The following is a 14,054-nucleotide window of genomic DNA, read 5'->3' on the forward strand; positions in this document are numbered from 1 at the left end:
GCGGTGCGTTCCCCAACCTTGGCTCCTTCCTCTCCCCCGATCGACGGGGGAAGGAAGGGCGCGCGTTCGCCGCGCTTGGTGCCCTTCCTCTCCCCTGAAGGTGTGGAAGCGTGGGCGACAGACCGAAGTCGCGCCGCCACGCCGCAATTGCCGAAAAGCCAAAACATTGGTATGAGCCACGCCATGGAAGAGCTTTTTGGCGATCCGGCCTACAAGGGGTTCGTGCTGCAGGACAGAAAACGCCTGCCGTCGCGCTTCTCCGCGCGCGTGTCCGGCGCGCTGACCAGCCGACTTACCTAGGCCAACCTGTTCAGGTCGTCGCGCCGGGAATTGCCCGGCGTCTGCTCTTTCCCATTCTCATATCGACGGATTTACGCACATGAGCGCACCGCGCACCCTCTACGACAAGATTTTCGACGACCATGTCGTCGACCGCCAGGACGACGGCACCTGCCTGCTCTACATCGACCGCCACCTCGTCCATGAAGTGACCAGCCCGCAGGCTTTCGAAGGCCTGCGCCTGAGCGGCCGCAAGGTCCGGCATCCGGAAAAGACGCTGGCCGTGGTCGATCACAATGTCTCGACCTCGCCCGAACGCAAGTTCGGCATCAAGAATGAGGAAAGCCGCATCCAGGTCGAGGCGCTGGCCAAGAACGCCAAGGATTTCGGCGTCGAATATTATTCCGAGAACGATATCCGCCAGGGCATCGTCCACATCATCGGCCCGGAGCAGGGCTTTACCTTGCCCGGCATGACCATCGTCTGCGGCGACAGCCACACCTCGACGCATGGCGCGTTCGGCGCGCTGGCGCACGGCATCGGCACGTCGGAAGTCGAGCATGTGCTGGCGACGCAGACGCTGATCCAGCGCAAGGCCAAGAACATGCTGGTGCGCGTCGACGGCCAACTGCCGGAAGGCGTCACCGCCAAGGACATCATCCTGGCCATCATCGGCGAGATCGGCACCGCCGGCGGCACCGGCTATGTCATCGAGTATGCCGGCGAGGCGATCCGCTCGCTGTCGATGGAAGGCCGCATGACGATCTGCAACATGTCGATCGAGGGCGGCGCGCGCGCCGGCCTGATCGCGGCCGACGAGACCACCTTCGCCTATGTCAAGGACAAGCCACGTGCGCCGAAGGGCGCCGCCTGGGATGCCGCGCTCGCCTATTGGAAGACGCTGCAGTCCGACGAGGGCGCCCATTTCGACAAGGTGATCGTGCTCGACGCGGCCAAGCTGCCGCCGATCGTCTCCTGGGGCTCGTCGCCCGAGGATGTCGTCTCCGTGCAAGGCATCGTGCCGAACCCGGACGATATCACCGACGAAAACAAGCGCACCTCCAAGCAGCGCGCGCTCGACTATATGGGCCTGACGCCGGGGACAAAGATCACGGACATCGCGCTCGACCGCGTCTTTATCGGCTCCTGCACCAATGGCCGCATCGAGGATCTGCGCGCCGCCGCCAAGGTGATCGAGGGCAAGACCGTCAATCCGCGCGTCAACGCCATGATCGTGCCGGGGTCGGGCCTGGTCAAGGAACAGGCGGAAGCCGAGGGCCTCGACAAGATCTTCCTGGCCGCCGGTTTCGACTGGCGCGAGCCGGGCTGCTCGATGTGTCTCGCCATGAATGACGACCGGCTGAAGCCGCATGAACGCTGCGCCTCGACCTCGAACCGCAATTTCGAGGGCCGGCAAGGCTTCAAGGGCCGCACCCATCTGGTCTCGCCGGCAATGGCGGCGGCGGCGGCGATCGCCGGCCACTTCGTCGACATCCGCGACTGGAAATAACAGCCGGTCCACACGTTTCCACGTATGAAAGACCCCGGGCCGCATCGCGGCTCCGGGGTCATTTTCATTCGAGCGGCCCGCATATTCGCCTAGAGCCGGATGATTTCAGGTCGAATCGACCTGAAATCTGAATCCGTCTCTAAATCAAAGAGATAGAGCATGATGTCGTCCGAAAACCGCTTCACACTCTTCGGCATCATGCTCTGGGCTTAACCGCTTGTTTGGGCTTGCCCTCTACACTCTTACGCGACGTCAAACGAGGGGAAGTCACGGTCCTTTGGACACCGGCCTGTTCATAGCGCTGCTCAATCCAACGATCGCGCTGGCCCTCGGCGCGGCCTTCCTCGTGCTATGGACCTATCAGCGCCACCGCCCCTATCTGGCCGTGCTGGCGTTCAGCTACTGTGTTTCGGCACCCGGCTTCCTGTTCCAGTATTTCACCTTGCCCATCGGCATGGCGCTGACCAAGCTGGTGTCCAACATCTGCTTCACCATCGCCGGCTGCTGCCTGTCGGGGGCCATCGTCGCCCGCTACGGCCGCAAGGTACCCCATGTGGGCATCGGCGTGCTGGCAGGCGGCGGCCTGGCGTCATTTTGCTGGTTCCTGTTCGTCGAGCCGGATCTCACCTGGCGCATCCTGGCGATGAATTTCGCCTTCGGTGGCATCAGCCTGCTGGTCGCCGCCGAATTGCGGCCGGTGCGCAACAATGGCCCAACCGAGAAGATCCTGTTCCTACTGTCCCTGCTGTCGGGCCTGAATTTCTTCGTGCGCACCCTTGTCGTCGTCATCGCGCATGGGCCGTTCACCAGCTATGACGGTTTCTACGGTTCGTCCTACTGGACGACGGCGTTGCTGTCGCATGCGCTCTTGTCGCTGCTGATCGCGCTTTGTCTGTTCACCGCCGCCGCACTCGACGTGATGAAGGCGCTCAAGGCCGAGACGCATACCGACCCGCTGTCGGGCCTGCTCAATCGGCGCGGCTTCGAGGAGCGCGCCGAGTTCCTGTTGCAGCGTTGCGCGGCGGCGAAGTTTCCGGTCGCGCTGGTGCTGGCCGACCTCGACCATTTCAAGGCGCTCAACGATGTGCACGGTCATGCCGCCGGCGATCGGGTGATCGCCGATTTCGCCGCCAAGCTCCGGTCCGCCACCGGCGCGCGGGGTGCCGCCGGGCGCATCGGCGGCGAGGAATTCGCCGTGCTCTTGCCGTTGAGCGATCTCGCCGCCGCGCGGCTGTTCGCCGAGGCCGTGCGCACGCTCTATTCGGCAGGCGGCATCGACGGGCTCCCCGCCGGCACCAAGGTCACCGCCAGCTTCGGCGTGGCGGCCCGCAGCGGCGAGGAAGCGCTGGAACCCTTGATGCGACGTGCCGACGAAGCGCTCTACAAGGCCAAGAAGAACGGCCGCGACAGTGTGCGCCTTTCCTTTGAACGGCCGGAGGCGGTGTTCGTGCCGGAGCCGTCCAGAGCCGGATGATTTCAGGGCGAATCGACCTGAAATCTGAATCCGTCCCAATCAAAAGAGATAGAGCATGATGTCGTCCGAGAACCGCTTCACACTTTTCGGGGAATGCGAAAAAAGATGAGCGGCGCCAACTTCATCCTGCTGATCAATCTGTCGGTTGCCGGCCTGCTGGCGGCATCCTTCATGGCGGTCGCGTTCCATGATGCCGGCCGCGTCCCGGCACGATGGTTTGCATCGGGCTATGTCCTGGGCATGGCCTACTCGGCCATCGAATTCAGCATTCCCGCCTTCACCGATGCCCGGCTGCCGGTGGTGACCGCCTTCGCGGTTTTCCTCGGCGCCACAATTGCCTTCAATGCCGGACTGGCCCGCAAATACGGCGTCGCGCCGCCGTGGCCGGCGATGCTGTTCTTCCTGCTTGCCGCCACCATCGCGGTCTATCTCGTCCAGGACCTGCCGCGCCAGTCGCTGGCGCGCATGATGGCCTACCAGCTTCCCTATGCCGTGATGCAATTCGTCGGGCTGGCCATCGTCTGGTCGTCGAGGCAAAGGCATGGCCGACTCGATCGCATCCTGATGGCCGTGCTGGCCGCCAGCGGGCTCCAATTCGCCTCAAAGCCGTTCATCGCGCATGCGCTTGGCGGCTGGGGGGCCAATCCGCAGGCCTATCTGCAAAGCAACTACGCGCTGGTTTCACAATCGCTCGGCACTGTCTTTGCCCTGGCACTGGCGCTGCTGATGTTGGCCATCCTGGTTCGTGACGTGCTTGCCGAAGTGACGTCCAAGTCGGAGACGGACACGCTCTCGGGATTGCTCAATCGTGGTGCCTTCACGCGACAGGCCGAGCTCGCGCTGCTTGGCGCCCTGCGGCAAGGCGTGCCGGTCGCCCTGGTCATCGCCGATCTCGATCATTTCAAGGGCATCAACGACAGTTTCGGCCATGCCTCCGGCGACCGCGTGATCGAGACCTTTGCCGGTTTCCTGCGCGAAGCCGCCGCCGGCCACCATGTCGCGGGCCGCCTCGGCGGCGAGGAGTTCGCAATCATCCTGCCCGGGACCAACCTCGCCGCCGGCCGGTTGTTCGCCGAAGGCACGCGCAGCGCTTTCGGCGCGCTGCCCATCGACGGGCTGCCCGTGGACAATCGCTGCACGGCGAGTTTCGGGGTCGCCGAACTTCATCCGGGCGAGGAGATTGCCGATCTCATGCGGCGCGCCGATGAGGCGCTCTATCAGGCGAAGAATGCCGGCCGCGACTGCGTACGCATCTCCGCCGGGCCGGCGGATGTCCAGGTGTCGGCCGGGTCGGAAGCCAGCGCTAGCGGCAGGGGCTGAGTTCGGGCATTTCGCCGTCGGACAGTCCGTACATGTAGCTGCGGCCTTTGATGAAGACCGGCGGCCGGTAGCAATCGCTGTAGCCCGATATCTCGTCGGATTCGTTCTGGTAGATCACCTTGGGCTGGCCGGCACTGGTGTAGTCGGACAGTTGCTTGGCCAGTCTGCCCTCACCGACGAGGATGCGCTTGTAGCCGGCGGCGCTGTCGATGACGAGATTGCCGAAGGAATCGGCGTAGACGCGGTCCTGATGACGGGTCCCGGCGAGCGCCGGCACAGCCAGGCCGGCAACCGAAGCCGCCATGATGATCGCCGCAAGGCGCGATCTGCCAGAGTTCGAACGCATGGCGTCCTCCGTGTTCGAGGTTTGATGGGATGCATGTCGTTGCCCAAACCGCCGACGCACTTTGGAGCGACATGCACAGCCTCCTCGAATCAGAAATTAACCTTTTCTTAACCTTTGTTAAGAGGCCAGCGCGTTTGTCGGCGATGTCTCGACAAACATGGTTAATATCCGTCTGGACAAAAACCGGGCGGCCATCATTCGGCCATGCTTGGCCGCACCATCGCGGCCGGCATCGAAGCGATCCGAGGGTAACGCTGGGGCAACCTTGATCTTGGCGCGGCATCGTGGCTAGTCTGCCGCGCGGGAGGACAGCATATGGCGTTACGCGGGACGGTTTGGGTGTCCGTTTTCCCGTTGCTCGCCATCGTTGCCGCGTGCGTGCCTCAGGATGGCGCGCCGAAGGCGGCCAACACCGTCCCGCCCCCGCCGGCTCTGCAGTCCGTCGCGGCCCCGCCGCCCTCGGCACCGGCGACCAAGATCACCACCGACCTGACCGCGCCGCGATCCGGCATCGGCACGGCCACCTACAGATGCGGCAACAACGGCATGATCACCATCCAGAATCTCGGCTCGTCATTGCATGTGGTCGGACCCGATGGCGCGACCGAGGAGTTCGCGGCGTCGCCCGCCAATCAGTCCAGCCGCTACCAGGAGGCAGCGACGCATGACGCAATCGTGATCGACGGGCGCGAGGCGCTGGTGATGAAGAGGGGCTCGACGCCACAGACCTGCAGGCGATAAGGCCTGCGTAAACCGCGGCGGCCTATCGCACTGCAGCGAACGCTGTGCCGGCTTCTAATCGATTGAGGCGAACGGCCGCCGGTTTGTCAGACTAAATGACGTTTCCAAAACGATTTTCTGGCTTTGACGCGGTGCAAAAAGAGCATTAGAAACCGGCTGTCCGAAGTCGCAACCGAAAGCGGCAATGCCGCATTTCCACCTGGGGCTCCAGAGACGCCGAACTGGGGGAGCCATGAGCAAATCACCAGCCACCCGCGAATTCGCCCGGCGTGAACGGCCACTTTCGCCGCACCTGAGCGTGTACCGGCCGCCGATCACCATGACGATGTCGATCATCCATCGCATCACCGGTGGCGCGCTTTATTTCGGCACGCTGCTGGTCGCGGCCTGGCTGATGGCGGCGGCAAGCTCGCAACCGGTTTTCGACTGGGTCAACTGGGCCTTCGGCACATGGCTCGGCCGGCTCATCCTGTTCGGCTACACCTGGGCGCTGATGCATCACATGCTGGGCGGCGTGCGCCACCTGGTCTGGGATACCGGCACCGGCCTCGAAAAGCACACGGCCTCCAGGATCGCCTGGGCAACGCTCGCGGGCTCGATCCTGCTCACATTGCTGATCTGGGTCGCCGGCTATATGGCGCGAGGAGCCTGACCATGAGTACTGGCAAGACCGACATGCGCACGCCGCTGGCGAAAGTCCGCGGCCTCGGCTCCGCCCGTGAGGGCACCGGCCACTTCTGGCGCCAGCGTCTCACGGCCATCGCCAACATCCCGCTGACACTGTTCTTCGTCGGGTTCCTCATCGCGCTCAACGGCGCCGGCTATGCGGAGGTGCGCGCGGCACTTGCCAATCCGTTCGTCGCCCTTGTGCTGGCCCTGGTGCTGGTCTCCGGCCTTATCCATATGCGGCTCGGCATGCAGGTGATCATCGAGGACTACGTGCATGGCGAAGGCATGAAGCTGGCGCTCATCGCGCTCAATACATTTTTCACTGTAGCGGTTGGCGTCGCCTCGATCTTCGCCCTGCTCAAACTGGCATTCGGAGGCTGAGTTGGCCAAGGACGCGAAATCAGCCAACACGGCAGGCTACACCTTTGTCGATCACAAGTTCGACGTGGTGGTGGTCGGGGCCGGCGGTGCCGGCCTGCGCGCCACGCTCGGCATGGCCGAGCAGGGCCTGCGCACCGCCTGCATAACCAAGGTGTTCCCAACCCGCTCGCACACGGTGGCGGCGCAAGGCGGCATTGCCGCCTCGCTGTCCAATATGGGCCCGGATTCCTGGCAATGGCACATGTACGACACCGTCAAGGGGTCGGACTGGCTCGGCGATGTCGACGCCATGGAATATCTGGTGCGCGAGGCACCGGCGGCGGTCTACGAACTCGAGCACTATGGCGTGCCGTTCTCGCGCACCGAAGAGGGCAAGATCTACCAGCGGCCGTTCGGCGGCCACATGATGAACTACGGTGAAGGCCCGCCGGTGCAGCGCACCTGCGCCGCCGCCGACCGCACCGGCCACGCCATCCTGCACACGCTTTACGGCCAGTCGCTGAAGAACAACGCGCAGTTCTTCATCGAGTATTTCGCGCTCGACCTGATCATGGAGCCGGACGGCACCTGCACCGGCGTCGTCGCCTGGAATCTCGATGACGGCACCATCCACCGCTTCTCGGCCAAGATGGTGGTGCTGGCGACCGGCGGCTACGGCCGCGCCTATTTCTCGGCCACCTCGGCCCACACCTGCACGGGCGACGGCGGCGGCATGGCATCGCGGGCCGGCTTCCCGCTGCAGGACATGGAGTTCGTGCAGTTCCACCCGACCGGCATCTATGGCGCCGGCTGCCTGATCACCGAAGGCGCGCGCGGCGAGGGCGGCTACCTCGTCAATTCCGAAGGCGAGCGCTTCATGGAGCGCTACGCGCCGTCGGCCAAGGACCTTGCCTCGCGCGACGTCGTCTCACGCTGCATGACGCTGGAGATCCGCGAGGGCCGTGGCGTCGGCAAGAAGAAGGATCACATCTTCCTGCATCTCGACCATCTCGATCCGGCCGTGCTGCATGAGCGGCTGCCCGGCATCTCGGAATCGGCAAAGATCTTCGCCGGCGTCGACCTGACCAAGGAGCCGATCCCGGTTCTGCCGACGGTGCACTACAATATGGGCGGCGTGCCAACCAATTACTGGGGCGAGGTGCTGAACCCAACCGCGGAGAACCCGGACCGGGTGTCGCCCGGGCTGATGGCGGTCGGCGAGGCCGGCTGTGCCTCGGTGCACGGCGCCAACCGGCTGGGCTCGAACTCGCTGATCGATCTGGTGGTGTTCGGCCGCGCCGCGGCGATCCGCGCCGGCCAGGTCATCGACCGCAAGGCGGCGATCCCTTCGCCCAACGAAGCCTCGGTCGAGAAGATCATGGATCGCTTCGACGGGCTGCGCCACGCCAATGGCTCGACGCCGACGGCGGTGCTGCGCGAGAAGATGCAGAAGGCGATGCAGGAAGACGCCGCCGTGTTCCGCACGCAGGACTCGCTGGAGAACGGCTGCAAGCGCATTTCGGAAATCTGGGGCGAGCTCAAGGACATCAAGGTCTTCGACCGCTCGATGATCTGGAATTCCGACCTGGTCGAGACACTGGAACTGGAGAACCTGATGGCCAATGCCATCACCACGGTCTACAGCGCCGAGGCGCGCAAGGAGAGCCGCGGCGCGCATGCGCGGGAAGACTTTTCCGCGCGCGACGATGCCGCCTGGCGCAAGCACACGCTGGCGAGGGTGAGTGAGGACGGCAAGGTGACGCTCAGCTACCGGCCGGTGCACACCGAGCCGCTGCTGGCCGAAAAGGACGGCGGCATCAGCCTCGCCAAGATCGCGCCCAAGGCCAGGGTGTACTGACGATGGCGCTGGCGGCGACGGGATATTCCGGCACGCCTCTTCCGGCCAAGCTCGGCCTGAAGGACGGCATGACCGCGGCCTTTATCGCGCTGCCGCCGGAACTCGACGGCCTGACGGACGCCGTCGCCTTTGCCGAAGTCGACCGGCTGGCCGATTGGTCCGGCATTTCCGGTGTTGCTCTCAAATACGACGCTGTCCACGCCTTCACCAGGCAGCGCGCCGAGATCGAGAATCGCTTGGGCGATGTCGAGGCGGCGATCAAGCGCGATGGCATGGTCTGGGTGTCCTGGCCGAAAAAGGCATCGAAAGTGCCGACCGATGTCACCGAAGGGGTCGTGCGCACTGAAGCGCTGAAGCGCGACCTTGTCGACGTCAAGGTCGCCGCAGTGAATGAAATCTGGTCCGGGCTGAAGCTCGTCATCCGAAAGGACCTGAGGTAATGGTCGAACTCACGCTTCCCAAGAACTCGAAGATCCAGCAGGGCAAGACCTGGCCGAAGCCGGAGGGCGCCACCAATCTGCGGGAATACCGCATCTACCGCTGGTCGCCGGACGATGACGAGAATCCGCGCATCGACACCTATTTCGTCGACATGGACGATTGCGGGCCGATGGTGCTCGACGCGCTGCTCTGGATCAAGAACAAGATCGACCCGACGCTGACCTTGCGCCGCTCCTGCCGCGAAGGCATTTGCGGCTCCTGCGCCATGAACATCGACGGCTCCAACACGCTGGCCTGCACCAAGGGCTGCGACGACATTTCCGGCGCCGTGAAAGTCTATCCGCTGCCGCATATGCAGGTGGTCAAGGACCTGGTGCCCGATCTCACCAATTTCTACGCCCAGCACGCCTCGATCGAGCCGTGGCTGAAGACGGTGTCGCCGCAGCCGGCCAAGGAATGGCTGCAGAGCCATGAGGACCGCGAGAAGCTCGACGGGCTCTACGAATGCATCCTGTGCGCCTGCTGCTCGACCTCGTGCCCGAGCTACTGGTGGAACGGCGATCGCTATCTCGGCCCGGCGACGTTGCTGCAGGCCTATCGCTGGCTGATCGACAGCCGCGACGAGGCCAAGGGCGAGCGGCTCGACAATCTCGAAGACCCGTTCCGGCTCTACCGCTGCCATACCATCATGAACTGCGCGCAGACCTGCCCCAAGGGCCTCAACCCGGCCAAGGCGATCGCCGAGATCAAGAAGATGATGGTCGAACGGCGCGTCTGACGCCGACTATCTTGCCCGCCCTTGGGGCGGGCTGTGGTGTCGGCAAGGTCGGATCGTCCGGTCGCCGGCAGTGTTCCCTTCGCCAGCCAGTTGTCGGGGCCTTGCATTCGCCTGCCGTGACATACAATATCCATACATCTGGATCGCGAGGCGAAGGCAATGGACGACAATCAGGCTTCATGGACGCCGGTCATCCGCAAGGGCGACGGGCCGGTCTACCTCGCCATTGCCGATGCCCTGTCGGCTGATATCGTCTCGGGCCGGCTGGCCGGCGGTTTCAGGCTGCCGCCGCAGCGCGCGCTGGCGGATGCGCTCGGCATCGATTTCACCACGGTCAGCCGCGCCTATGCCGAGGCGCGCAAGCGGGGCCTGATCGACGGGCGGGTCGGGCAGGGCACCTATGTCCGGGCTCGGCGACCGAGCGAGGGACGAGGTGTCTCGACCGGCCTTGTCGACATGAGCATGAACCTGCCACCCCGGTTCGAGGATGCCGGGCTGGTCGCGCGAATGTGGGATCGAATTGCCGATCTGCGGGCGGATGACGGGCTGGGCCTGCTTCTGCGCTACCAGGAGGCCGGGGGAACCGCGCGCGACCGCGCCGCGGGCGCGCGCTGGCTTTCACCGAGGCTCGGCGCCATTCCCGCGGAGCGGCTTCTGGTCTGCCCCGGAGCACAGGGCGCGCTGCTGGCGCTGGCCGGCGTGCTCGCCGGACCCGGGGAGACGATCTGCGTCGAGGCCCTGACCTATCCCGGCTTCCGGTCGCTTGCCGCGCATCTCAGGATCAATCTCGTCGGCGTGACGATCGACGAGCATGGACTAATTCCCGAAGCATTCGAGGCCGTGTGCGCGGAACATCGGCCAAAAGCACTCTACTGCACGCCGACCCTGCACAATCCGACGACCGCGACCCTGCCTCTCGGCCGTCGCGAGGCCCTGATCGAGATTGCCCGCCGCCATCAGGTGCCCATCATCGAGGACGATGCCTACGGTGCCTTGCCGGCCGACGCCGTGCCGCCGCTGGCCGCGCTCGCGCCGGATCTCGTCTATCATGTCGCGGGCCTGGCGAAATGCCTGTCCCCAGCCTTGCGGATCGCCTATCTCGTGCCGCCGGATGGCCGCTCCGCCGCCAGGGTGGCGAGCGCCATAAGGGCGACCGCCTCCATGGCCTCTCCCCTGACGGCCGCGATCGCGACCCGCTGGATCGAGGAGGGCACCGCCGACGCGGTCCTTGCCGCGATCCGCGAGGAGTCGCGTCGCCGGCAGGCGATCGCCGCCGCCATCCTGCCGCCCGGCTTCGGACAGGCCGACCCGCAGGGTTTCCACGCATGGCTGCGGCTGGCCGGTCCCTGGACGCGGGGCGAGTTCACCGCGCGCCTGCGCTCGGCCGGCATCGGCGTGGTGGCGAGCGACGCCTTCGCCATCGCCTCGCCGCCCGAGGCTGTCCGCCTTGGGCTTGGCGCGGCCGCCAATGAAGACGATCTGCGTGACAGCCTGCGGATCGTTGCGGACCTTCTGTCGCAGTCGCCGGCCATGTCGTCGATGGTGGTTTGATCTTGTAGGGATTGCTCTTGACAATGTATGCATACATACCACATACATTGTGCAATCAATGACGCCATGGGGACCAGCAAGTTCTGCCGCCGCACGCGGGCGAGTGACCGCGAAAGGGCAGGGTTTCCACGCGCCGCAGACAAGGGCAAAACAAATGGTTCAGGATCGCGAATGGCCTCCCCTCTCACCGATTGAGACGGGCATAAGGGGGCGGTGTCCGCGCTGTGGCGAGGGACATCTGTTCGAGGGCTTCCTGAAGCTGCGCAAAGGCTGCGAGGTCTGCGGGCTCGACTATTCGTTCGCCGACCCCGCCGATGGCCCGGCTTTCTTCGTGATCTGCTTCGCATGCGTGCCGAGCGTAGTGCTGGCGCTCTGGATCGAGGTGCGCTTCGAAGCGCCCTACTGGGTGCATCTCTTCACCACCTTGCCGTTCATGCTCCTGACCTGCATCCCGCCGCTGCGACCGCTGAAGGGATGGCTGGTGGCCAGCCAGTATTTCTACAAGGCGGAGGAGGGCCGGATGGTGACGCCGCTGATCCCGCCGGCGTCCGCCGTGGGGGCTGGTTCGTCCGCGACCTTGCCTGGCGACGACAGGCGGTGACGACAGCAACCGCGAAAATGACGGTTGAACGGCGCGATCGGTGGCGGCTATAGGCATTGGATCAAATGGCCGCTGCCCGCGGATTTTTCACCCAGGGCTTGAGTAGAAGGCTGTTGTAGCCTTTGTTCGGCTCGCGTGTCGAACGCTGTCAGTTCAGATGGCTCGGCGGTTCTGGCTGATTGCGCAGCGGCCCGCCTGTCTGGGCTGCTCCTGCTTGATGAGTGGCCGACCGCGCCTGATCGTTGTTTCCAGGCACGCTCCCCGCCAAGGCAAGGTTTTTTGGCGAACTTATATTAGAAGTGACGCAAGTAATTGACTCTTGATGCGCGGAGCCTTGCAGCATCGACTTAGTATAGTTTTAAGCGGTTCGCGATATCCATTTTTGGCATCGTCGATCGAGAGCAAAGTTATGCGCGGCTTCATCTTGAATCGGTACTCAGTATCCGGGCCGTTGATAAGCGCAGCAACAGTGGGATCGCTCACTTGGCTTGTCTCGCTGATCTATCTTCAGGAGAAGGGGCTGCTTGCTGCTGCCGGCCTAGGGATCTTAATCGCGCTTGTTTCGATGGAAAGATTCCGGGACAAAAAGGCAGGCCAGAAGAAAACCGGGTGGTTCAGGCTCTATTTCGCGCTTTTCCCCGGCTTTCTATTCCTTGTCTATATCTATCTCGAAAGCGCCTTCGGCTATTTTGATTGGGGTGCGATGTTGATGCATGTCGATGCGGGTATCCTCACGCCCGGTGTCGTCTTTGAATATCTGATGCATACCGGCAGTACGATACTGGTCATTGCAGTCGTTCTCTTCGGCCTTGGCGCATTGAAGGCGCGTGGCACGCTGACAAGAGGATTGGACGTTGCCCTGATGGCGTTCTTCCTGGCGGCGAACCCGATGCTGATGCGTCCGATCTCGGCGGCGATCCATCCCAATCCGTTGCATGATTTTCTGATCACGCGGTTCGTAGACATCACTTCGTTGACAGAGCCAGAATCAGGCATGGCGTCCGTGGCGGCCGCGCCAAGGAACCTGGTCCACATCTTCATCGAGAGCGCCGAGCGCACTTACGTGAACAAGGCGGAGTTCGGAGACGTCATGGATCCGTTGCTCGAATTCGACAAGCGCGGTCTTTCGGCGACGAACATGGTGCAACTCGCCTACACCAACAACTCCATGGCCGGAATGGTGGCAGCGAACTGCGGAACGCCGTTACTGATGACCTATTTCACAACGCGCCAATATCTGGAGGAGAATTCGCAATTCCTGCCGGGCCTGACATGCCTGGGCGATGTTCTAAGGGCACGAGGCTATCGGCAGAACTTCATTTCCGGTTGGCCGCTCGGCTTTACCGGTCAGGGGGCATTCTACGCTTCCCATGGCTACTCTTCGCTTCTCGGGGGAGCCGATGTGGTGGCCGCCGTCGGCGGGCCTGGCAGCTCATTCGGCGCCGACGACGCCCAGGTTCTGGATATGAGCCTCGACGTCTTGCGGCGCGCGCAGCAAGGCGGCAAACCGTTCTCGCTGACGATCGCCGTCAGCGGCGGCCATGCGATGGATGGCTATCTGACCGACAAATGTATCGGCAAGACGGGACTTTCCTCGCAGGCCCCCAACATTCTCCATGCCGTGAAATGCACGAACATGCTTATCGCGGACTTCATCCATAAAGCCGAGGCCGAAGGCCTGATGGCAAACACCGTTCTGGTGCTGCAAAGCGACCATCTTAGTGCTCCAAGCACTGTGACGGATCGTTTGAACAAATATGAACGGCGCAACTTTTTCTCTCTCTCGGGCACAGGCATTCCTGCCAAAGTGTATGCTGGGCTTTCGGGCACGATCGACATATTTCCGACCATTCTGGATGCACTGGAGGTGCCGCTGACGAATGACCAGGCTGGCTTTGGCGTTTCGCTGCTCGGGGACCGACCGACGCTGACCCAGGTGTTTGGACAAGCCCAGTTCGACGATGCGATCTATGCCGAGGATGTGCTCGTCAGATCGTTCTGGCAGTTGAAACCGTCACGGGCTGACGTGGCGTCCGAAGTCGAGTTGGACTAGATGCCAAGGCGCGCTACGTGCATATGTGTTGGACGCCAAATCGCGCCTTGAAGTCCGCCGCCTGGTCGAGCGG

General features: G+C 63.7%; 13 protein-coding genes. 12 read left to right on the forward strand and 1 reads right to left on the reverse strand.

Annotated features, from left to right (window positions below):
- Window positions 1-379 precede the first annotated feature (379 nt).
- From leuC to EB815_RS05605, 3 genes are all read left to right on the forward strand, one after another.
- The gene (gene leuC / locus EB815_RS05595; protein ID WP_056574655.1) at window positions 380-1,789 is read left to right on the forward strand and encodes a 3-isopropylmalate dehydratase large subunit; all 1,410 of its coding nucleotides are present in this window, start codon (window positions 380-382) and stop codon (window positions 1,787-1,789) included.
- A gap of 277 nt (window positions 1,790-2,066) precedes the next feature.
- Window positions 2,067-3,263 carry a GGDEF domain-containing protein gene (locus EB815_RS05600; RefSeq protein WP_056574657.1) on the forward strand — a complete coding sequence of 399 codons (1,197 nt, stop codon included), beginning with the start codon at window positions 2,067-2,069 and terminating at the stop codon, window positions 3,261-3,263.
- 105 nt (window positions 3,264-3,368) lie between these two features.
- The gene (locus tag EB815_RS05605; protein ID WP_056576408.1) at window positions 3,369-4,583 is read left to right on the forward strand and encodes a GGDEF domain-containing protein; all 1,215 of its coding nucleotides are present in this window, start codon (window positions 3,369-3,371) and stop codon (window positions 4,581-4,583) included.
- Here the strand turns inward: EB815_RS05605 and EB815_RS05610 are convergent.
- Complete coding sequence (locus EB815_RS05610) at window positions 4,567-4,929, reverse strand: hypothetical protein (RefSeq protein WP_056574659.1); 363 nt, start codon at window positions 4,927-4,929, stop codon at window positions 4,567-4,569. The two genes, EB815_RS05605 and EB815_RS05610, sit on opposite strands and share 17 nt — an antisense overlap.
- Before the next feature lie 315 nt (window positions 4,930-5,244).
- Between EB815_RS05610 and EB815_RS05615 the strand changes: the two genes are divergently transcribed.
- The 9 genes from EB815_RS05615 to EB815_RS05655 all read left to right on the forward strand — a co-directional run bounded on the left by EB815_RS05615 (window position 5,245) and on the right by EB815_RS05655 (window position 13,981).
- Window positions 5,245-5,670 carry a hypothetical protein gene (locus EB815_RS05615; protein ID WP_056574661.1) on the forward strand — a complete coding sequence of 142 codons (426 nt, stop codon included), beginning with the start codon at window positions 5,245-5,247 and terminating at the stop codon, window positions 5,668-5,670.
- Window positions 5,671-5,902: 232 nt separating this feature from the next.
- Window positions 5,903-6,322 carry a succinate dehydrogenase, cytochrome b556 subunit gene (gene sdhC / locus EB815_RS05620; RefSeq protein WP_056574665.1) on the forward strand — a complete coding sequence of 140 codons (420 nt, stop codon included), beginning with the start codon at window positions 5,903-5,905 and terminating at the stop codon, window positions 6,320-6,322.
- Window positions 6,323-6,324: 2 nt separating this feature from the next.
- Window positions 6,325-6,720, forward strand: coding sequence for a succinate dehydrogenase, hydrophobic membrane anchor protein (sdhD, locus tag EB815_RS05625; RefSeq protein WP_056574669.1), 396 nt, complete (start codon window positions 6,325-6,327; stop codon window positions 6,718-6,720).
- Between the two features lies 1 nt (window position 6,721).
- Window positions 6,722-8,557 carry a succinate dehydrogenase flavoprotein subunit gene (gene sdhA / locus EB815_RS05630; RefSeq protein WP_056574672.1) on the forward strand — a complete coding sequence of 612 codons (1,836 nt, stop codon included), beginning with the start codon at window positions 6,722-6,724 and terminating at the stop codon, window positions 8,555-8,557.
- A 2-nt stretch (window positions 8,558-8,559) separates the two neighbouring features.
- A complete protein-coding gene (locus EB815_RS05635; protein WP_056574676.1) occupies window positions 8,560-8,997 on the forward strand; it encodes a DUF3052 family protein in 438 nt (145 codons plus the stop codon).
- Entirely contained in the window at window positions 8,997-9,776 is a 780-nt protein-coding gene (locus EB815_RS05640) for a succinate dehydrogenase iron-sulfur subunit (protein WP_010912301.1), read from the forward strand. Before EB815_RS05635 ends, EB815_RS05640 begins: the two co-directional genes overlap by 1 nt.
- Before the next feature lie 159 nt (window positions 9,777-9,935).
- Window positions 9,936-11,327 carry a PLP-dependent aminotransferase family protein gene (locus EB815_RS05645; protein ID WP_056574679.1) on the forward strand — a complete coding sequence of 464 codons (1,392 nt, stop codon included), beginning with the start codon at window positions 9,936-9,938 and terminating at the stop codon, window positions 11,325-11,327.
- A 154-nt stretch (window positions 11,328-11,481) separates the two neighbouring features.
- Window positions 11,482-11,928, forward strand: coding sequence for a DUF983 domain-containing protein (locus EB815_RS05650; protein WP_081295003.1), 447 nt, complete (start codon window positions 11,482-11,484; stop codon window positions 11,926-11,928).
- A gap of 409 nt (window positions 11,929-12,337) precedes the next feature.
- On the forward strand, window positions 12,338-13,981 hold the full coding sequence (locus tag EB815_RS05655) for an LTA synthase family protein (protein ID WP_056574681.1): 1,644 nt from the start codon (window positions 12,338-12,340) through the stop codon (window positions 13,979-13,981).
- Window positions 13,982-14,054 lie beyond the last annotated feature (73 nt).

The sequence above is a fragment of the Mesorhizobium loti genome, from assembly GCF_013170705.1.
GTDB classification, from domain to species: domain Bacteria; phylum Pseudomonadota; class Alphaproteobacteria; order Rhizobiales; family Rhizobiaceae; genus Mesorhizobium; species Mesorhizobium loti_D.

What these genes read in the sequence shown, in the direction of transcription:
- leuC (WP_056574655.1), top strand. Translation starts at nt 380, where the DNA reads ATGAGCGCACCGCGCACCCTCTACGACAAGATTTTCGACGACCATGTC.
- EB815_RS05605 (WP_056576408.1), top strand. Translation starts at nt 3,369, where the DNA reads ATGAGCGGCGCCAACTTCATCCTGCTGATCAATCTGTCGGTTGCCGGC.
- EB815_RS05610 (WP_056574659.1), bottom strand. Translation starts at nt 4,929, where the DNA reads ATGCGTTCGAACTCTGGCAGATCGCGCCTTGCGGCGATCATCATGGCG.
- EB815_RS05615 (WP_056574661.1), top strand. Translation starts at nt 5,245, where the DNA reads ATGGCGTTACGCGGGACGGTTTGGGTGTCCGTTTTCCCGTTGCTCGCC.
- sdhC (WP_056574665.1), top strand. Translation starts at nt 5,903, where the DNA reads ATGAGCAAATCACCAGCCACCCGCGAATTCGCCCGGCGTGAACGGCCA.
- sdhD (WP_056574669.1), top strand. Translation starts at nt 6,325, where the DNA reads ATGAGTACTGGCAAGACCGACATGCGCACGCCGCTGGCGAAAGTCCGC.
- EB815_RS05635 (WP_056574676.1), top strand. Translation starts at nt 8,560, where the DNA reads ATGGCGCTGGCGGCGACGGGATATTCCGGCACGCCTCTTCCGGCCAAG.
- EB815_RS05640 (WP_010912301.1), top strand. Translation starts at nt 8,997, where the DNA reads ATGGTCGAACTCACGCTTCCCAAGAACTCGAAGATCCAGCAGGGCAAG.
- EB815_RS05645 (WP_056574679.1), top strand. Translation starts at nt 9,936, where the DNA reads ATGGACGACAATCAGGCTTCATGGACGCCGGTCATCCGCAAGGGCGAC.
- EB815_RS05650 (WP_081295003.1), top strand. Translation starts at nt 11,482, where the DNA reads ATGGTTCAGGATCGCGAATGGCCTCCCCTCTCACCGATTGAGACGGGC.
- EB815_RS05655 (WP_056574681.1), top strand. Translation starts at nt 12,338, where the DNA reads ATGCGCGGCTTCATCTTGAATCGGTACTCAGTATCCGGGCCGTTGATA.